Origin of the sequence: Patulibacter medicamentivorans (assembly GCF_000240225.1) — a bacterium.
Lineage (GTDB): Bacteria > Actinomycetota > Thermoleophilia > Solirubrobacterales > Solirubrobacteraceae > Patulibacter > Patulibacter medicamentivorans.
Genome location: NZ_AGUD01000298.1, coordinates 1 through 18005 on the forward strand (window position 1 = coordinate 1; position 18005 = coordinate 18005).

The 18005-nt window shown below is 74.8% G+C and carries 17 protein-coding genes and 1 pseudogene; 14 read left to right on the forward strand and 4 right to left on the reverse strand.

Features of this window, described 5'->3' with window-relative positions; genetic code table 11:
• A pseudogene (locus PAI11_RS20935) lies at positions 1 to 315 on the reverse strand (hypothetical protein); the annotation flags it as partial.
• Positions 316 to 433: 118 nt separating this feature from the next.
• On the opposite strand from PAI11_RS20935, the gene PAI11_RS20940 reads away from it, so the two are divergent.
• The 3 genes from PAI11_RS20940 to PAI11_RS24925 are packed head-to-tail and all read left to right on the forward strand — an operon-like array spanning position 434 to position 4595.
• Positions 434 to 1885: an amino acid permease gene (locus PAI11_RS20940; RefSeq protein WP_138974462.1), complete on the forward strand. Its 1452-nt coding sequence runs from the start codon at positions 434 to 436 to the stop codon at positions 1883 to 1885.
• A 53-nt stretch (positions 1886 to 1938) separates the two neighbouring features.
• A complete protein-coding gene (locus tag PAI11_RS20945) occupies positions 1939 to 3198 on the forward strand; it encodes an alpha-hydroxy acid oxidase (protein WP_211656642.1) in 1260 nt (419 codons plus the stop codon).
• Entirely contained in the window at positions 3195 to 4595 is a 1401-nt protein-coding gene (locus tag PAI11_RS24925) for a Rid family hydrolase (protein WP_007578469.1), read from the forward strand. Before PAI11_RS20945 ends, PAI11_RS24925 begins: the two co-directional genes overlap by 4 nt.
• 55 nt (positions 4596 to 4650) lie before the next feature.
• Here PAI11_RS24925 and PAI11_RS24930 read toward each other — a convergent pair whose 3' ends face one another.
• Positions 4651 to 5547, reverse strand: a complete 897-nt coding sequence (locus PAI11_RS24930) for an oxygenase MpaB family protein (RefSeq protein ID WP_007578470.1) — start codon at positions 5545 to 5547, stop codon at positions 4651 to 4653.
• Positions 5548 to 5641: 94 nt separating this feature from the next.
• On the opposite strand from PAI11_RS24930, the gene PAI11_RS20960 reads away from it, so the two are divergent.
• Positions 5642 to 6391, forward strand: a complete 750-nt coding sequence (locus tag PAI11_RS20960; protein WP_007578472.1) for a precorrin-2 dehydrogenase/sirohydrochlorin ferrochelatase family protein — start codon at positions 5642 to 5644, stop codon at positions 6389 to 6391.
• Between the two features lie 73 nt (positions 6392 to 6464).
• On the opposite strand, the gene PAI11_RS27920 is transcribed toward PAI11_RS20960, so the two are convergent.
• A complete protein-coding gene (locus tag PAI11_RS27920; protein WP_007578474.1) occupies positions 6465 to 7682 on the reverse strand; it encodes a TetR/AcrR family transcriptional regulator in 1218 nt (405 codons plus the stop codon).
• A 195-nt stretch (positions 7683 to 7877) separates the two neighbouring features.
• Here PAI11_RS27920 and PAI11_RS20970 point away from each other — a divergent pair, with 195 nt between their 5' ends.
• The 3 genes from PAI11_RS20970 (at position 7878) to PAI11_RS20980 (ending at position 10794) form a co-directional block, all read left to right on the forward strand.
• Positions 7878 to 8879 carry a daunorubicin resistance protein DrrA family ABC transporter ATP-binding protein gene (locus tag PAI11_RS20970; protein ID WP_007578476.1) on the forward strand — a complete coding sequence of 334 codons (1002 nt, stop codon included), beginning with the start codon at positions 7878 to 7880 and terminating at the stop codon, positions 8877 to 8879.
• A complete protein-coding gene (locus PAI11_RS20975; protein WP_007578478.1) occupies positions 8876 to 9712 on the forward strand; it encodes an ABC transporter permease in 837 nt (278 codons plus the stop codon). Before PAI11_RS20970 ends, PAI11_RS20975 begins: the two co-directional genes overlap by 4 nt.
• Positions 9713 to 9792: 80 nt before the next feature.
• Positions 9793 to 10794: a zinc-binding dehydrogenase gene (locus tag PAI11_RS20980; RefSeq protein WP_007578480.1), complete on the forward strand. Its 1002-nt coding sequence runs from the start codon at positions 9793 to 9795 to the stop codon at positions 10792 to 10794.
• A gap of 4 nt (positions 10795 to 10798) precedes the next feature.
• On the opposite strand, the gene PAI11_RS20985 is transcribed toward PAI11_RS20980, so the two are convergent.
• Positions 10799 to 11059 carry a hypothetical protein gene (locus PAI11_RS20985; RefSeq protein ID WP_007578482.1) on the reverse strand — a complete coding sequence of 87 codons (261 nt, stop codon included), beginning with the start codon at positions 11057 to 11059 and terminating at the stop codon, positions 10799 to 10801.
• 145 nt (positions 11060 to 11204) lie between these two features.
• On the opposite strand from PAI11_RS20985, the gene PAI11_RS20990 reads away from it, so the two are divergent.
• From PAI11_RS20990 to hemC, 7 genes are all read left to right on the forward strand, one after another.
• Entirely contained in the window at positions 11205 to 13424 is a 2220-nt protein-coding gene (locus PAI11_RS20990) for an esterase-like activity of phytase family protein (RefSeq protein ID WP_007578483.1), read from the forward strand.
• Between the two features lie 174 nt (positions 13425 to 13598).
• Positions 13599 to 14318: an ATP-binding cassette domain-containing protein gene (locus tag PAI11_RS20995; protein ID WP_007578485.1), complete on the forward strand. Its 720-nt coding sequence runs from the start codon at positions 13599 to 13601 to the stop codon at positions 14316 to 14318.
• The gene (locus PAI11_RS21000; protein ID WP_007578487.1) at positions 14315 to 15010 is read left to right on the forward strand and encodes a heme exporter protein CcmB; all 696 of its coding nucleotides are present in this window, start codon (positions 14315 to 14317) and stop codon (positions 15008 to 15010) included. Before PAI11_RS20995 ends, PAI11_RS21000 begins: the two co-directional genes overlap by 4 nt.
• 16 nt (positions 15011 to 15026) lie before the next feature.
• A complete protein-coding gene (ccsA, locus tag PAI11_RS21005; RefSeq protein WP_007578489.1) occupies positions 15027 to 15758 on the forward strand; it encodes a cytochrome c biogenesis protein CcsA in 732 nt (243 codons plus the stop codon).
• 53 nt (positions 15759 to 15811) lie between these two features.
• Entirely contained in the window at positions 15812 to 16051 is a 240-nt protein-coding gene (locus tag PAI11_RS21010) for a hypothetical protein (protein ID WP_007578491.1), read from the forward strand.
• The gene (hemA, locus tag PAI11_RS21015; RefSeq protein WP_007578493.1) at positions 16048 to 17469 is read left to right on the forward strand and encodes a glutamyl-tRNA reductase; all 1422 of its coding nucleotides are present in this window, start codon (positions 16048 to 16050) and stop codon (positions 17467 to 17469) included. Before PAI11_RS21010 ends, hemA begins: the two co-directional genes overlap by 4 nt.
• Positions 17466 to 18005, forward strand: a 540-nt coding sequence (hemC, locus tag PAI11_RS21020; RefSeq protein ID WP_040601243.1) for a hydroxymethylbilane synthase, incomplete at its 3' end; no start/stop codon positions are given. The genes hemA and hemC, both read left to right, overlap by 4 nt.

Sequence of the window (18005 nt, forward strand, 5' to 3'; positions counted from 1 at the left end):
CGCGGCGATCAGCACGGCGGTCAGGCCGGTCGGCACGGTCCGCAGCGCGACGGCCACCAGCAGCAGCGGCGCGGCCGTCTGCGTCAGCCCCAGGACCAGCACCGCGAGCGGCCGCTCCCGCGCGAGGACCGCGGCGGCCCGCCGCGACGCCGGCCGCACGGCCAGCAGCGCCGCGGCCGCCAACGCCGCGACCGCGACCTGGCCGGCCACGACCACCACCGGGTCGAGGTCCTCCAGCGCCCACGACGTCGGCAGGTACGACGCGCCCCGCAGGACGGCGACGGCGAGCAGGAGCAGGACCACGACCAAGGGCACGATGGACATCATGATGAACCAAATAGAACAATGAGATGTCCAGTTGGGCCGAGTGGCGCCGCTGATCGTGGGCCAGATGGACAACGAGATGTGCGACATCGGTCACCACGATGGCCACATGAGCGCCATCCATCCCTCCTCCGTCCCAGCGCCGGTCGCCGCCCGCTGGCGCCGCCGGCCACCGGAGCTGGCCGTCGCCGAGGCCTCCCGCACCGGCCTACGACGACATCTCGGCCGCCTCGACCTGACGGCGATCGGCGTCGGCTCGATGGTCGGCGCCGGCATCTTCGTCACCACCGGCGTCGCCGCCGCGACCAAGGCCGGCCCGGCGATCATGCTCTCGTTCGTCCTCGCCGGCGCGATCTGCATGCTCGCGGCGCTCTGCTACAGCGAGCTGGCGGCGATGGTGCCGGTGTCCGGCAGCGCCTACACCTACACCTACGCCACCCTCGGCGAGGTCGTCGCGTTCATCGTCGGCTGGGACCTGCTGCTGGAGTTCGTGGTCGCCGGATCGGCGGTCGCGATCGGCTGGTCGGGGATGCTCGACGCGACGCTCCAGGACCTCTTCGGGTTCCATCTGCCGCACGCGATCGCGGCGCCGCCCTCGGCCGGCGGCGTCGTCAACCTGCCGGCGATCCTGCTGCTGGTCGGCCTGGTCGCGGTGCTGGTCCGCGGCGTCCGCCTGACCGCCAAGGCGGCCAAGTGGCTGGTCGGCGTGACGATCGGCGTGCTGGTGCTGGTCGTGGTGGTCGGCGCGACCGACGTCGACCCCGGCAACTGGACCCCGTTCACCCCCTTCGGCGGGAGCGGGATCGTGTCCGGCGCGGCGCTCGCCTTCTTCGCCTTCCTCGGCTTCGACATCGTCGCCACCTCGGCCGAGGAGACCGAGCGGCCGCAGCGCGACGTGCCCTTCGGGATCATCGCCTCGGTCGCGATCGCCACGGTGCTCTACGTCGCGGTCAGCGGCGTCCTCACCGGCCTGGCGCCCTACACCACGCTCAACAACCCGGCCCCGGTCGCGACCGCCCTCAGCGCGGCGGGCTCGCCGTGGATCACGCACGTGATCCTGGTCGGCTCGGTGGTCGCCCTCACCAAGGGCGCGCTGATGATCTTCTACGGGCAGACGCGGCTGCTGTTCGCGATGTCCCGCGACCGGCTGCTGCCCGAAGGGCTGTCCCACACCGACCCGCGCACCGGCACCCCGAACCGGGCGACGGTCGTGCTGGCGATCCTGGCGATCGCGATCGCCGGCTTCCTCTCGATCGACACGGTCGCCGAGCTGGTCAACGTCGGCGCCCTCTTCGCCTTCAGCCTGGTCGCGATCGGCGTGCTCGTGCTGCGGGTCCTGGAGCCCGATCGCGAGCGCCCGTTCCGCACGCCGCTGGTGCCGCTGGTGCCGCTGCTGGCGATCGGCGGCTGCGTCTGGCTGGCGACGACGCTCGCCGGCCTGACCTGGGTCCGGTTCCTCGTCTGGATGGCGATCGGCCTGGCGATCTACCTGCTCTACGGCCGCTCCCGCAGCACCCTCGTCGCTCGCCGGCCGGTCCCCGTGCCCGACGCGCCGCGCTGAGTCGCGGCGACTCCCCCCGCTTCGTCCTCCCGTCCTCCGACCCACCTCCCGCCATGTCCCGCCTGCGCACCCCCGTCCCGTCCACCACGACCCCGAGCGGCCCGACGGCGCGCGCCGCCCTGCCCTCCCCGGCGGCGCGCGCCGTGCCGGCTCCGGCTCCGGCCGCCCGGATGGCGCTGCCCATCACCCCGCGATCGAGCGCCGACGCCCCGGCGCCGCGCGCCGAATCGCTCTATCGCAGCGACGTCCAGTTCTCGACCCTGGGAGAGATCCGGCGCGCCGGGCTGGCCGCCCTCGACCCCGACGTCGCCGACTTCCTGGAGAGCGGCTCCGGCGCCGAGCTGACGCTGCGGGCCAACCGCGCCGCGTTCGCCCGCCGCACGATCGTCCCGCGACCGATGCACGCCACCGCGTCGCCGGACACGTCGACCAGCTTCCTCGGGATCCCGCTCGCCGCGCCGATCCTGACCGCCCCGTTCGGCGGCGACGCGCTCTTCCACCGCGACGGGCACCTGGCCGTCGCCCGCGCCAACGCCGCCCACGGGATCGCGTCGATCGTCCCCGAGGCCGGCTCGTTCTCACTCGAGGCGATCGCCGAGGCCGCGCCGGCCGCCGCCCGGATCCTGCAGCTGCATCCGATCGACCCGGTCGAGCACGTGGTCGGGATGTCCCGGCGGGCGCGGCGAGCGGGCTACGGGGCGCTCTGCGTGACCGTCGACTGCCCGGTCGGCGGCTGGCGCACGCGCAACCGCGAGAACCGCTTCGACCCCGACCTGCGCCACTTCGCCGGCAACCTCGACGAGACCGGCACGATCGGCGTCGCCGAGCTGTTCGGGCGGCTGCTCGACGTCGACGGCGCCCGCTGGGACTGGGCGCGATTGCGGGAGGTGGCGGCCGAGTTCGAGCTGCCGTGGATCGCCAAGGGGGTGCTCGGCGCCGACGCGGCGGAGCAGGCGATCGCCGCCGGCGCGAGCGCGATCGTCGTCTCCAACCACGGCGGTCGCCAGCTCGACCACGCCCCGGCCAGCCTCGACGTGCTGCCCGAGGTCGCCGAGGCGGTCGCGGGCCGGGTCCCGATCGCCCTCGACAGCGGCGTCCGGACCGGCGCCGACGTGCTGCTGGCGCTGGCGCTCGGCGCCGACGTCGTGGTGCTCGGACGGCTGACCGCCTACGGCCTGGCCGCCGGCGGCCAGCACGGGGTCGCCCGCACGCTCGAGCTGCTGACCGACGAGCTGCGGACGACGATGGCGCTGGCGGGAGTCGAGCGGCTCGCCGACCTCGACGCGCGCTTCGTGGGAGGGCGGCCGGCATGAGCACCGCGACCGTCACCCCGCCGCGCTTCGCGCCGTTCTCCCGCGAGGGCGACCTGATCGCCACCGCCGGCATCGCCGCCATCGACCCCCGGACGCTTGAGCCGCTCTTCGACGACTTCGACGCCCAGGCCCGCTGGGTCCTGGAGCGGCTCGACGCGGTGGTCGCCGAGGCCGCGGGCCCCGGCGCGCGGCTGCTGCGGGTCGAGTGCTACCTGGTCGACCGCCGCCACTTCGCGCGCTGGAACGCAGCCTTCGCCGCCCACTTCGGCGAGGCGGCGCCGGCCCGCACGACCCTGATCTGCGCGCCGCCGGTCGCGGGCCTGCTGATCGAGGTCCAGGCGCTGGCGACCGCGGCGCCGGACCGGGTCGCGCCGCTGCGGCTCGCGCCCCCGCCCGCGCCCGCCGACCCGGGGCTCGAGATCGGCGACCTGGTCGAGGGCTACACCGCGACCCAGACCCTGCTGGCGGCCGACGACCTCGGGTGGTGGCGCCGGCTCGACGTCGAGCCGGCGGACGGCGCCGCGCCGCCGACGATCTCGCCGACCGGGCCGGTGCAGCGAGCGATCGCCGGCGCCCTCGAGCGGCTCGGCTGGCTGGCGTCCGGCGACGGCGGGCTGGTCCTGACCGACGCCGGTCGCGCGGTCGTCCGCGCCCGCGGCTTCGTCCGCGTCGTCGCCCGCGGCTGGGAGCCGACGTTCGCGGCGGCGGGCACGGCCGCCACGAACGCGCCGCTGCCGGCGATCACCGATCCCGACGCGGTTGCGCGTGGCTGCACCGAGATCGCCCGCCGGGCGCCCGGCACCTTCCGCGCGATCGCCGACCGGCTGCGGATCGCGCCCGGGACGACGATCGACCTCGGCTGCGCCGACGCCGGACGGCTGATCGGCCTGGCCGCGATGGCCCCGCACGAGCGGCTGCTCGGCGTCGACCTGGCCGAGGACGTGATCGTCGACGCGACCGCGCGCCTGCGCGCGGACCCCGACCATCCCGCCGGGCACGTGCGGCTGATGAGCGGCGACGTCAGCCCCGGCGGCCCGCCGCCGGCCTGGCTGCAGGGCGTCCCCCGCGACGAGGTCACGACCGCGATGTCGTTCTTCCTGCTGCACCAGCTGGCCAGCGACGGCGGCGGGATCGCGGCGGTGCTCGACGGCTGGCAGCGGTGGTTCCCGAACCTGCGGCGGTTCGTGATCGGCGACGGCATCCGCACCCCCGGCGCGCGTTGGGCCGACCAGCCGTGGTTCTCGCCGACGTACGAGCTGTACCACGAGCTGACCGGGGTCCGGCTGTGGTGGGAGCGGGAGTACTGCGAGGCGTTCGAGCAGCAGGGCTGGCGGATCGTCGACCGCCGCGAGGTCGAGCACCCGATGCTCGTGATGTGGACCCTGGAGCGCGACTGAGGGTCGTCGCCGGAGGGCGCGGCCGGCGTTGCGACGCCGGCCGCGCCGCGCCGCCTCAGCGGACCGGGGCCGGCGACCCGTGCGGGGTCCACGCCAGCGCCGGCGGCAGCACCGGCCGCAGCAGGTTGCGGCTCCACGCGCCCGCCACCGCGACGGCCAGGTCGCGGCCGGGCAGCGTCCGCATCCCGAAGCCGCGGCGGACCTTCGGCGGCAGCAGCGACGCGGTCAGGCCGTTGACCAGCTCCAGCGCCGGGCGCAGCTTCAGCGGCAGCGGCGGCCGCAGCACGATCCGGCGGCCCGCGTCGCGGGCGTCGGGCACGACGACGATCCGGTCCGACGCGATCATCTCGGCGACGTAGTCGTCGAAGGCCGCGATCGACCCCGGCATGTCCCCGGGCCGCAGGCCGAACAGCTCGCCGACCCGCCGGTAGTCGCGCCAGAACGCGGCGCGCTCCTCGGGCCGCAGCGGCCGCACCAGCCGGTCGTGGACGACCATCGCCGAGTCGACCAGCGCCGCCAGGATCCAGAGCAGCAGCTCGGGGTCGTCGGCGCGCCAGGCGGTCCCGGCCGGCCACGGCCCGGCGTCGCTCGCGAGCGTGCCGCTGATCCGCGCGTGGATCCCGCGCACCCGCTCGCCCATCCGCTCGGCGTCCTCGGCGCGGCCGAAGACGGCGGTCGCCATCGCCTCCGCCGTCCGCTGCAGGCGCGCGTGGACGAGCGACAGGTCCCGGACCTCGGTGCTCGACCAGAAGCCGGCGAAGGCCAGCGGATGGCTGGCCTGCAGCAGCAGGGTTCGCGGCCCGTGCAGCATCACCAGCCGCTCGCGGTGGACGCGGCGGATCATCGCGTGGTCGTCGAACAGCCCGTCGGGGCTGGCGTGACGCGCGGCCATCGTCGGCCGCGGGGCGTCGCGGTCCTCGGCGGCGGGTCCGGTGCGGGTGGTGGTGCTCACGTCGCGGCGATCGGGTCGATCCCCCAACGGTACGCCGCCGGGCCGCCGGCATCGGCGGCGGCCCGCCCCGATCGCGACGCTCTACTCTTGAACCATGCCTGCTGCCGCCTACGCCGGGAAGGAGTGCGTGTGCCAGTTCAAGCGCGGGATCTGCGATCAGACCTGCGTGCAGGACATGCTGGACACGCCCTTCTACATCGCCTGCCTGAAGCTGCGCGACCGGGTCGGGCTGGTCGTCGGCGGCGGCGAGATCGGCCTCGAGAAGGTCGAGGGCCTGCTGGCCTGCGACGGCAAGGTCGTCGTGGTCGCGCCCGAGGTCCGGCCCGAGGTCGAGCGCTACGCCGCCGAGGGCTCGCTCGTCTGGGAGCGGCGCGAGTACCGCCCCGAGGACCTCGAGGGCAAGTTCCTGGTGATCGCCTGCACCGACGACACCGACACCAACATCCGGATCTTCGAGGACGCCGAGAAGCGGGCGATGCTGGCGAACATCGTCGACGTCCCGCCGCTCTGCAACTTCATCCTGCCGGCGATCGTCCGGACCGGGCCGCTGGCGATCGCGATCTCGACCGCCGGCGCCTCGCCGGCGCTGGCGAAGCGGATGAAGGACGAGGTCCAGGGCCTGTTCGGCGAGGAGTACGCGCGGCTGGCCGTGCTGCTGAACGAGGTTCGCGGCTGGGCGAAGGGCACGCTGCCGACCTATCAGGACCGCAAGGCGTTCTTCGAGGGGATCGTCGGCGGCGACCCCGATCCGATCGCGCTCCTGCGCGAGGGCCGCGAGCAGGCCGTCCGCGACCTGATCGCGGCGGCGCGGCAGACCGCCGAGGCCCAGCTCCAGCGGGCCTGACCGGTCGCTCGTCGCCCGCTGAGCCGCGGGCGTCGCCGGCGACCCTCCGCCAGGGGCGTCGGCCGCCGCGGGCCTAGCCCCGCCCGCGCTGCCGCTCCTGCTCGGCCCGCAGCGCCTCCTGCTCGGCGCGGGTCGCCTTGCGGTGCTCCTCCAGCAGCTGGCGGTGCTCGGCCTTGTGCTGGCGGGCCAGCTCCCGGTGCTCCTGCTTCTGGGCCTTGCCGATCGCCTGGTGCTCGGCGCGGTAGGCGTCGGCGATCGCGCGGTGCTGCTCGGCGATCGCCCGCCGGCGCTCCCGCTGGGCGTGGTGGACGCCGCGCTCCTCCGCGGCGGCCCGGTGGCGCTCGAACCATGGGCTCTCGCCGCTCTCGTGGAGCTCGTCGTGGGCGCGCCGGACCTCGCGCCAGGCGTCGCGGGCCTGGCGCAGCGCCTCGATGACCTGCTTGCGCGCCTCGTTCGCGGTCCGGGCGGCGTCGGCCAGCTGCGAGCGGGTCTTCTGGCCCTGGACGATCGAGTTGAACGACCAGAGCCCGGTCTCCAGCAGCCGTGCCGCCCGCCGGGTGTCGTCGAGCAGCGCCTCGCGCAGCTGCTCGGGCGGGGTGCCGTCGGTGAGTCGGCGGCGGCTCGACTCGCTGTGGATCTCCCAGAGCCCGACCAGCGCGTTGGCCGCGATCCGCGGCTCCGGGTCGCGCGGATCGACCTGGGCGCTCTCGGCCAGGGCCTCGGTGGCGATGTCGACGAGCTTCGCCGTCAGGTCCCGGATCGCCGCCTGCAGCGCCGGCGTTCGGTCGACCATCCGGCTGAACTCGATCATCGTCGCGACCGCGACCGGATCGAGCATGTCGTAGCGCGCGGCCTCGCGCTCGATCAGCCCGACGACCGCCTCGGTCGGGGAGACGTCGGGCGGCCGCTCGACCAGCGTCCGGCGCATCTGCTCGATCATGTCGTCGGCCCGGTCGAGGACCAGCGACTCCTTCGTCGGGAAGTAGTTGTAGACGGTCTTCTCGGAGACCCCGACCTCGGCCGCGACCTCGGCGATCCGGACCTCGTCGAAGCCGCGCTCCATGAACATGAAGGTCGCGGTGTCCGAGATCTGCTGCCGCATCAGGCGCTTCTTGCGCTCGCGCAGCCCCTCGCCCGGCACCACGCGCTCCTCCTCGTGGCGCTCGCGGATCCGCCGGCGAACGTCGGCCAGCTCGGCCTGGGAGAAGCTGGCGAGCTCGCGCGGCCCCCGAGCGTCGGCGGCACCCGAAGGCGGCTCGTTGCGCTCGGCACTCCCGGAGGTGGCGCTCACGCACTCATCCTATCAATCTTCCAGTTGCAGAAACTTTCTAGTGACTGTATCTTTCCGCTCGTCCGATGACCGGCGGCTCATCCCGCGGTCTGCACTCCAGGCCGACCACGAAGGTCCGGCCTTGGCCTCAAGCGCGGTCGGGGGATCACGATCCCCGGCCCGTCGCATCGTCCTGCCCGCACCCCCAGGTCCCACATGAGCTCCACACCGCCCGCCGTCGAGACCGACGGCCTCACCAAGCGCTTCGGCGACTTCACCGCCGTAGCCGACCTCGACCTGCGCGTCGACGCCGGCGGCGTCGTGGCCCTACTGGGCCCCAACGGCGCCGGCAAGACCACGACCGTCCGGATGCTGGCCACGCTCGTCGCGCCGACCAGCGGCAGCGCCACCGTCTGCGGCCACGACGTCGTCCGCGAGAGCGACGCCGTCCGCCAGGCGATCTCCCTGACCGGCCAGTTCGCCGCGCTCGAGGACAACCTGACCGCGCGCCGCAACCTGATCCTGATGGCGCAGCTGCGCGGCCACGGCAAGCGCGCCGCGCAGACGATCGCCGACGGCCTGATCGACCGCTTCGACATCGGCGAGTTCCGCGACAAGCTGATCAAGGGCCTCTCCGGCGGCCAGCGCCGGCGGGTCGACATGGCGGCCAGCCTGGTCACCCAGCCCGAGCTGCTGGTCCTCGACGAGCCGACCACCGGCCTCGACCCGCGCAGCCGGATGGTCGTCTGGGAGACGGTCCGCGACCTGGTCGGCGAGGGCGTGACCCTGCTGCTGACGACCCAGTACCTGGAGGAGGCCGACGCGCTCGCCGACCGGATCGTCCTGATCGACCACGGCCGCGAGGCCGCGTCGGGCACGCCGACCGAGCTGAAGGCCCGGATCGGCGAGCAGCGCGTCGACGTCGTCGCCGTCGACGCCGCCGGCCTCGAGCGGATCGTGGCCGCGCTCGACGGCCGCTTCGAGATCTCGGTCAACCGCGGTCAGCGGACGGTCTCGGTTCCGGCCCCGGACGAGACGATCGCCCTCACCGAGGTCGCCGGCGCGATCCGCGACGCCGGCGTCCCGATCGACGAGATCGCGCTTCGCCGCCCGACCCTCGACGACGCCTTCCTGACCCTGACCGGTCACCCGCCCACCCCCGAGAAGCCCGACGGCGCGCGCAGCGACGACGACGTCGCCGAGGAGATCGCCGCATGAGCACCGTCACCGCACCCACCATCGAGCTGCCGGCCCGGCCCGGCTCCGTCGTCCGCTACTTCCGCGAGACCGGCCTGCTGGTCGGCCGCGCCCTGCGCACGATCCCCGCCGTCCCCGAGCGGCTCAGCGACGTCACGATCCAGCCGATCGTCTTCACGCTGCTGTTCCTCTACGTGTTCGGCGCCGCGATCGAGATCCCCGGCGTTCCCCGCTACCAGGACTACCTGCTGCCGGGCCTGATCGGGCAGAGCCTGGCGTTCGGCGTGATCGGCGCCGGCGTCGCGACCGCCAACGACTTCAGCTCCGGCGTCATCGACCGCTTCCGGTCGCTGCCCGTGACCCGGCTGTCGGTGATCTCCGCCCAGGTGATCGGGCAGGTGATCGAGCAGATCCTCGGGATGACGATCGTCGCCGGGCTCGGCCTGCTGCTGGGCTGGGAGCCGCACATGTCGGCCGTCGAGGTGCTCGGCCTGATCGCGCTGATCCTGCTCGGCCTGACCGCGTTCACCTGGTTCGGCGTCCTGCTGGGGATGCTCGTGCGCAGCTCCGACGCGATGCAGGGGATCGGCTTCGCGATCGTCTTCCCGCTGGCGTTCCTGGCCGGCACCTTCGTGCCGATCGAGAAGATGGACCTGATCCCGCGGACGATCGGCGAGTGGAACCCGATCTCGACCCTCGTCGCGGCCGTCCGCCAGATCACCCAGGGCGTCCACGCGACCGGCTCCTGGCCGCTCGAGCACCCGGTGGTCGCGATGGTCCTCTGGTGCCTGGTGATCATCGGCGTCTGCGTCCCGATCGCCCTCCGGCGCTTCCAGACCACCAGCGCGGCCTAGTCGTCGGGACGGCGCGCCGCTTGCGACCCGCCGAGGCCGCAAGCGGCGCGCGCCCGGTGCCCGGGTAGCCTCGGCCCACCATGCGCGCAGTCGTCATCACCCGTCACGGCGATCCCGAGGTGCTGCAGGTCCAGGAGCGGCCCGAGCCGCCCGCGCCCGGCCCCGGCCAGGTCGCGATCGACGTCCGGGCCGCGGGCGTGAACTTCGCCGACACGATGGCGCGGGTCGGGCTCTACCCCGACGCGCCGAAGGTGCCGTCGATCGTCGGCTACGAGGTCTCCGGGACCGTCCGGGCGGTCGGCGACGGGGTCACGGTGCACGCGGTCGGCGACCGGGTCGTCGCCGGGACCCGCTTCGGGGGCTACGCCGAGCGGGTCGTGGTGGCGCAGGCCGACGTGCTGCCGCTGCCCCAGCGCCTGAGCTTCGAGCAGGGCGCCGCGGTCCCCGTCAACTACGCCACGGCCTGGGCCGGGCTGCTGCGCTACGGCGGGCTGCTGGCCGGCGAGCGGGTCCTGATCCACGCGGCCGCCGGCGGGGTCGGGATCGCCGCGACCCAGATCGCCAAGGGCCACGGCGCCGAGGTCCACGGGACCGCGTCGCCGGCCAAGCACGAGGCGATCCGGGGCTTCGGCGTCGACGTCGCCCACGACTACACGCGATCCGGCTGGGAGCGCGGCCTGCCGCCGTTCGACGTGATCATGGACGCGGTCGGCGGCAAGAGCTTCCGGACCAGCTACGACCTGCTGCGCCCCGGCGGTCGGCTGGTGGCCTTCGGGGCCTCGGCGGTGATGTCGGGCGAGTCGCGGAACCTGGTCGCCGCCGCCCGCGCCGCGCTGCGGATGCCGCGCTTCAACCTGATCAAGCAGATGTCGGTCTCGAAGGCCGTGATCGGCCTCAACATGCTGGCGCTGTGGGACGACCAGGGCACCCTCGAGCCGTGGATCACCCCGCTCCAGGCGCTGATCGCCGACGGCACCGTGCAGCCGGTGGTGGCCGAGGCGGTGCCGTTCGACCGCGCGCCCGAGGCGCACCGGATCCTCGCTCAGCGCCGCAACGTCGGCAAGGTCGTGCTGGTGCCCTAGGCGCTCAGCGCCGCTTGCGCTGCTGCGCCCGCTGGCGCTCCGCCGCCATCCGCTCGCGCCAGTCGGCGCCCCAGATCTTGTCGCGGAGCAGGTAGACGAAGCCGGCACCCACGATCAGCGCGACGATCGTGCTGACCGTCTCGCTGGTGATCGCGGAGAGCGCGGTCCAGACCCCGGCCTCGATCACGACCAGGAGGCAGATCCAGAACAGCGGGCTGAGGCGGCGGGGCTCGTCGTCCTCGTCGCCGGGCGCGGTGCGGGCCATCGACGGAGGGTACGAGGTGGCCGCCGGTCGTGTCGCCCAGGCGCTCGCCGGTGGCGCCGCCTTCGGTCGCCGTTCACCGAACCTTCACCGCGCGGGCACGGCTGCTTCACCGCACGCGGACCGGTGGGCCCGAGGATCGACCGTCATGCTCCGCAAGACCCTGGTCGCCGCTGCCGCGCTGTCGGTCGTGGGCGTCGGCGCCGCGCAGGCGGCCCCGCTCGCGAGTCCAACCGAGGCCGGCCGCTTCGCGCTCGACCGCTCGCTCGTCCTGCCCAGCCCGACCCTGACGGCGGCGAGCCCGATCGTCGCCGGCGGCGGGATCCGCGAGGGCGGCCTGTCGGCACTGCAGGTCGTCCCGGGCAGTGGCAACCGCCGCTTCGTGACGATCACCGACCGCGGCCCGAACGGCCAGCCGAACGCGGCCGTCGACGGCCGCAGCTTCCCGACGCCGACCTTCGCGCCGACGATCATGGAGCTGCAGGCCGACGACGACGGGCGGCTGTTGGTGCTCCGCCGGCTCCAGGTCCGCGTCCCCGGCAGCGATCCGCTGCGCGGCGGCGGCCCCGGCCAGGTGGCCGGCGACCCGCAGCTGATCACCGGCTTCCGCAACGTCGTCGCGCCGAAGATCGACGACCGGATCTGGTTGATGTCGGACGACACCCACCTGTCGGAGTTCCTGCCGACCGATCCCTACGGGCTCGACACCGAGGGCATCGCCGTCGACCCGCGCGACGGCAGCTACTGGATCTCGGACGAGTACCGGCCGTCGATCGCCCGCCTGACGTCCGCCGGCGTGATGCGCCAGCGGATCGTCCCCGCCGACGCCGGCGCGCTCGACACCGATCAGGTCGCGGCGGGCGTCCAGCCGCTGGGCGACGCCTACGGCGGGCCGGGCGAGCCGACCCTGCAGGAGCGCCTGCCGCACGAGTTCAACGCCCGCAAGCTCAACCGCGGGATGGAGGGCCTGGCGATCTCGGCCGACGGCACGAAGCTCTACGGGATCATGCAGAACGCCCTCGACACCCGGAACAACGGCGAGTACCTGGCCGCCGGCTACGGGACGCGCTGCAACGGGGTCACCGGCGCCGGCTCGCAGAGCCAGAACTTCTACCGCGGCGTCCGGATCGTCGAGTTCGACATCAGCGAGCCGAGCGACCCGAAGCTGACCGGCGAGTACGTCTACCGGCTGGAGAGCGTCTCGACCACCGACTCCAGCGCCCAGGGCAAGCTCCGGATCAGCGACCTGACGTGGACCGGCGACGGCAAGCTGCTGGTCGCCGAGCACGACGACGACGCGGCCGGGCACGCCAACCGCAAGCTGTTCGCGGTCGACCTGGCCGGCGCGACCAACCTCCACACCGCGGCCGCCTACGACAGCTACGCCAAGCGCCAGGCGAGCACCACGGTCGCCGCCAGCACCCAGCCGCTGGGCTGCTTCCTCGACGGCGGCACCGACGCCGAGCTGGCGGCGCTGCCGACTCCGGTCGTGCCGGTCGCCAAGAGCACCTACCTGGACCTCGGCCCGACCGGCGTCGACTTCGGCTTCAACAAGGTCGAGGGCGTCGCCAAGCTCGACGGGATCGACGGGGTCGCGGTCGTCAACGACAACGACTTCGGGCTCGACCAGAACGTCGACACCAACCTGATCAGCCAGGCCGCCGACCCCGCCAGCCAGCTGCGGATCTACGTCACGCGGCCGGCCGAGGTCACCCCGCCCGCGGTCTCCGGCACGGCGCGCGCCGGTCGCACCCTGACCTGCGACCCGGGCACGATCGACGGCACCGGCGGCGTCCGCAACGCGATCTCGTGGTTGCGGAACGGGACGCCGATCGCCGGCGCCGACGGCACCCGCTACACGCTCAGCGGCGAGGACGTGACGGCGCAGGTCGCCTGCAGCGTCGTCGCGACCCGGGTCAGCGGGCCGATCCAGGCCGCGGCGGCGCCGCGGACCAGCGCGCCGACGGCGGCGGTGGCGGACTTCGAGACGGGTCCGACCGGTCCCGGCGGCCCGGGCGGCCCTGCGGGTCCCGGTGGCGCCACCGGCCCGGCCGGCCCCGCGGGCCCGGGCGGTCCCGCCGGTCCCAAGGGCGAGACCGGTGCGACCGGCCCCAAGGGCAAGGACGGCGTCGCGCGGCTGCCGCGCGTGACCTGCCGGATCCGCTCGCGGCGGACGGTCACCTGCACCGTCAAGCCGCCGGTCAAGGCGACCCGGGTCCGGGTCAGCCGCGCCGGCCGGACGGTCCGCACGGTCCGCGCCGCGCGCGGCCGCTCGGTCCGGATCACCGTCGCCCGCGGGCGCACGGTGACCTTCCAGGCGCTGGCCGGCCGCACGCCGGTCGCGGCCGCCACGATCCGGGTGCGCTAGCCCCGCCGAGCGGGTGGCGTCACGTCACCCGCGCCCCGCCGAGGTGGTGTCAGCAGGCCGCGCGGACCGCGGTCTCCTGACGCCACCGCCACCGCGGCGCGGGGAGCTGACGCCACTCCCGCCCAGGCCGGACGGCCGACGCCGCCGTCGCCGCGGCCGTACCCTTCCGCTGCGATGGCGCCCGCGCCTCCAGCCACGGCGCCGGCGGCGCCCGGAGTCCAGCTCGACGGCCTGATCCGCCGCCGCGGCGAGCGGCTGGTCCTGCGCGAGATCACGCTCGAGCTGCCGGCCGGCGGGACCCTGGCCCTGCTCGGCCCCAACGGCGCCGGCAAGTCGACGCTGCTGCGCGTCCTCGCCGGGCTGCTGCGCCCCAGCCGCGGCCGCTGCCGGGTCCTCGGCCACGAGCTCCCGCGCGAGCGGCACGCCGTCCGCGGGCGGGTCGGCTACCTGGCCCACGAGCCGATGCTCTACCGCGACCTGACGGTCCGCGAGAACCTCGTCCACCGCGCGCGGCTGCTGCGGGCCCCGATCGGGCAGGTCGACGAGCTGCTGGCCGCGACCGGCCTCCAGCGGCGGGCGTCCTTCCCGGTCGCCGCCCTCTCGCGGGGGCTGACGCAGCGGACCGCGGCGGCCGCGACGCTGCTGGCCGACCCCGAGCTGCTGCTGCTCGACGAGCCGCTGGCCAACCTCGATCCGGTCGCCGCCGAGCAGCTCGGCGCGCTGCTCGACGCACGGCCGTTCGGCGTCGCCCGCACGCGCGTGATCGCCGGCCACGACCCGGACGCGGCGCTCGCCGAGGCCGACCTGGTGCTCGGCCTCAAGGACGGCGCCGTCGCGCTGCTGGCCGCGCCGGCCGCGATCACCGACGCCGAGATCGGGGCGCTGTACCGATGAGCGCGGCCAGCGCCGGCTGGGGCGCCGACGTCCGCACCCTGCTGACCCTCGAGTGGCGCCGCGAGCGCCGCGCCCCGCAGGTGCTGCCGACGATGCTGCTGTTCAGCGTCGGCGCCTTCGTCCTCTTCCGCTTCGGGCTCCAGGACGGCAGCATCGACGGGACGCTCGCGGCCGGCGTCCTGCTCGTGACGACCCTGCTCGCCGCCCTGCTCGGCATCGGCCGGCTGTGGTCGGCCGAGGAGGAGGAGGGCGGCCTCGACGCGTTCCGCCTGACCCCGGCCTCGGCCGCCGCGCTGGTCGCCGCCAAGGCCCTGGCGCTCTGGAGCTTCCTCGTCGTCCTGCACCTGGTCGCGGTCCCGGCGTTCGCGTTCCTGCTGCTGTCGTCGTCGCTGGACGCCGGCGAGCTGCTGCGGTTCGCGGGGATCATGCTGCTGCTCGACCTCGGGATCGCCGCCGCCGGGACCCTGGTCGGCGCGATCGCCGCCGCCGCCCGATCGCGCGAGCTGCTGGTGCCGCTGCTGGCGGTGCCGCTGCTGATCCCGGTGATCGCCGTCGCGTCGCAGGCCGTCTCGCCGTTGCTGGAGCAGCACGGCGGTTCCGTGGAGGGCCGGTGGTGGCTCGTCCTGGCTCTCTATGATGGTGTGTTCCTGCTGGTCGGCTGGGCGGTCTCGGACGGAATCGTCGAGGACTGACCGCCGCCCCTCGACGATGCCCTACGCCCGTCGCCTGCTCCCCCTGACGCTCGCCACCGCCGTCCTGGTCGTGGCGTGGATCGTCGTGGCCGCGGCCGTCGCGCCGACCGACGCGACCGAGGGCCTGCGCCAGCGGCTCACCTACCTGCACCCGGCGTTCGCGATCCTGACGCTGGTCGCCTTCGTCGCCGGCGCGTTCTTCGGCTGGCGCCACCTGCAGAGCGACCGCCCGCTCGACGACCTGCGCGCCTACGTCGCGATCCACCTGGGCCAGATCTACTGCGTGATCGCGCTGCTGACCGGGGCGATCTGGGGCAAGACGGCGTGGGGGACCTTCTGGGACTGGGGCGAGCCGGTGCTCGTCACCTTCCTGATCATCTTCCTGCTCTACGCGACCTACCAGCCGATGCGGTTCGCGATCGAGGACCCCGAGCGCCAGGCCCGGACGGCCTCGGTCTTCGCCGTCACCGCCGGCGTCTTCGCCCCGATCTGCTTCGGCGTCGTGCGGCTGACGACCAACCTCCTGCACCCGCAGCCGCTCAACGACCCCGGCAGCAACCTGCCGGGCACCGCCGGGCTGGCGTTCGCGCTCTCGGTGCTGGCGATCGGCGCCCTCTTCGTCACCCTCTGGCACCTGGAGCTGGTGCACAAGAGCACCCGCATCCGCCTGCGCAAGCTCCAGCGCCGGGTCGAGGGCGAGGACGCCGTCCCGCACCTGGCCCGCGCCTCGTCGCCGGTCACGTTGTAACGCCCGCGGTGTAGCTGTCCCCAAGCCCTTCCTCGCTCCCGGAACCACCCCTCGTGTCGCTCACCGCCACCACCCTCCTCGCCCAGGCCGACGACGGCAGCCCCGGCTACGTCACCGCGGCCGTGATCGTGGTCGGGATCGTGCTGCTGGCCTACCTGGCGATCGTCGCCTTCCGGGTCCGCGACGCCGCGGGTCGGCTGGACGCGCTCGAGCAGCGGCTGGGCCGCGACGACGCGACGCCGCCGGCGCCCGCGGTCGAGAGCGAGCCCACCTCGGAGGCGCTCGGGCGATGAGCGAGCTGCTGGTCCTCGGGATCTCGCACAAGACCGCGCCGGTCGCGGTCCGCGAGCGGCTGGCCCTGAGCGACCGCCAGATCGAGCTGCTGCTCGGGGACCTGATCGCGTCCGAGCAGGTCCACGAGGCGGCGGCCGTCTCGACCTGCAACCGGGCCGAGGTCTACCTGGTCGTCGGCGACCCGGTGCGCGCCGAGGCCGCCCTGCTCGGGCGACTCGCCGATCGCGCCCGGATGCGGCCGACCGAGCTCGCGGGGCAGGTCTACGCGCCGCGCAACTGCGACGCCGCCCGCCACCTGTACCGCGTCACCAGCGGCCTCGACTCGATGGTCCTCGGCGAGTACGAGATCCAGGGCCAGGTCAAGCGCTCCTACGATCTGGCGCTGCAGGCCGGGACCACCGGCCCGCTGCTGAACCGGCTGTTCAAGGCCGCGCTCCAGACCGGCAAGCGGGTTCGCAGCGAGACGGGCCTGTCGGAGCGCCGGACGAGCGTCGCCTCGGTCGCCGTCGACCTGGCCGCCGCGACCGTCGGCGAGCTGCAGGACCGCAGCGTCGTGATCATCGGCGCCGGCGACACGGCCGAGCTGACCGCCCAGGCGCTGGCCGCCCGCGGCGGCCACACGCTGTTCGTCTCCAACCGCCACGCCGATCGCGCTCGCGGGCTGGCGGAGCGGTTCGGCGGCCGCGTCGGCAGCCTCCACGACCTGCCCGAGCAGCTGGCCGAGGCCGACATCGTCGTCGCCTCGACCTCGTCGCCGCACCCGATCCTCGGGCCCGAGGAGCTGGACGTGGTGATGGCGTCGCGGCGCGAGCGTCCGCTGGTGCTGATCGACATCGCCGTCCCGCGCGACGTCGATCCGGAGTGCGCCGGGGTCGAGGGCGTCTCGCTCTACGACATCGACGACCTGCAGGCGGTCGTCGCCCGCAACCTCGCCGGCCGCGGCGACGAGAGCGAGCAGGCCGAGGCGATCGTCGAGGAGGAGATCCAGCGCTTCGCCCGCTGGATGGGCCAGCTCGACGTGACGCCGACGATCGTCGACCTGCGCAGCCGCGCGTCCGAGATCGTCGACGCGGTGCTGGCGGAGAACGCCGGCCGCTGGCAGTCGGCCAGCGAGGAGGACCTGGCCCGGATCGAGCGCGCGGCGCGGACCGTCGTCCAGCGCCTGCTGCACGAGCCGACCGTGCGCCTGAAGCGCTCGCGCGACAACGACGACGCCCACGGCCACGTCGAGGTCCTGCGCGACCTCTTCGGCCTCGACGACCCGGACGCCGACGCGACGGCCACCGACGTCGAGGTCCAGCGGGCGCACGCCGCCGCCGGTGGCCCGGTCCGCGCCGATGCCGCCGCCCCGCGTCCGTCGACCGGGACGCCCGACAACGTGCGCTCGATCGGCGAGCGGCGCCCGCGTCGCTCGTGATCCGGCTGGGCAGCCGCCGCAGCCCGCTCGCGCTCGTCCAGGCCCGGACCGTCGCGGCGGCGCTGGCCGCCGCCGGCCACCAGGTCGAGATCGTCGAGGTCGTCACCACCGGCGACCGCGACCGCGCGGCCCCGGACAAGTCGAAGTGGGTCAGCGAGCTGGAGCGGGGGCTGCTGGCGGGGGAGATCGACCTCGCCGTGCACTCCGCCAAGGACGTCCCGGGCGCCTTGCCGGACGGCCTGGCGCTGATCGCGGCCTCGGCGCGCGAGGACCCGCGCGACGTCCTGATCGGCGCGCCGTCGCTGGACGCGCTGCCCGAGGCCGCGACCGTCGGCACCGCCAGCCTGCGGCGGGCGGCCCAGTTGCGGGCCGCCCGCGGCGACCTGCGGATCGTCGAGGTCCGCGGCAACGTCGACACCCGGCTGGCGCGGGTCCACGGCGCCGCGGACGCGACCGCCGGCGATCCCGACCGCGAGCCGGTCGACGCGATCGTGCTCGCCGCCGCCGGGCTCCAGCGGCTCGGGCGGACCCCGGCG

Bases quoted from the DNA above. Each gene is read 5' to 3' on its own strand.
- PAI11_RS20990 (WP_007578483.1), top strand. From the start codon at position 11,205: ATGCTCCGCAAGACCCTGGTCGCCGCTGCCGCGCTGTCGGTCGTGGGC.
- PAI11_RS20995 (WP_007578485.1), top strand. From the start codon at position 13,599: ATGGCGCCCGCGCCTCCAGCCACGGCGCCGGCGGCGCCCGGAGTCCAG.
- PAI11_RS20970 (WP_007578476.1), top strand. From the start codon at position 7,878: ATGAGCTCCACACCGCCCGCCGTCGAGACCGACGGCCTCACCAAGCGC.
- PAI11_RS21000 (WP_007578487.1), top strand. From the start codon at position 14,315: ATGAGCGCGGCCAGCGCCGGCTGGGGCGCCGACGTCCGCACCCTGCTG.
- ccsA (WP_007578489.1), top strand. From the start codon at position 15,027: ATGCCCTACGCCCGTCGCCTGCTCCCCCTGACGCTCGCCACCGCCGTC.
- PAI11_RS20960 (WP_007578472.1), top strand. From the start codon at position 5,642: ATGCCTGCTGCCGCCTACGCCGGGAAGGAGTGCGTGTGCCAGTTCAAG.
- PAI11_RS20975 (WP_007578478.1), top strand. From the start codon at position 8,876: ATGAGCACCGTCACCGCACCCACCATCGAGCTGCCGGCCCGGCCCGGC.
- PAI11_RS20985 (WP_007578482.1), bottom strand. From the start codon at position 11,059: ATGGCCCGCACCGCGCCCGGCGACGAGGACGACGAGCCCCGCCGCCTC.
- hemA (WP_007578493.1), top strand. From the start codon at position 16,048: ATGAGCGAGCTGCTGGTCCTCGGGATCTCGCACAAGACCGCGCCGGTC.
- PAI11_RS20940 (WP_138974462.1), top strand. From the start codon at position 434: ATGAGCGCCATCCATCCCTCCTCCGTCCCAGCGCCGGTCGCCGCCCGC.
- PAI11_RS20980 (WP_007578480.1), top strand. From the start codon at position 9,793: ATGCGCGCAGTCGTCATCACCCGTCACGGCGATCCCGAGGTGCTGCAG.
- PAI11_RS24925 (WP_007578469.1), top strand. From the start codon at position 3,195: ATGAGCACCGCGACCGTCACCCCGCCGCGCTTCGCGCCGTTCTCCCGC.
- PAI11_RS20945 (WP_211656642.1), top strand. From the start codon at position 1,939: ATGTCCCGCCTGCGCACCCCCGTCCCGTCCACCACGACCCCGAGCGGC.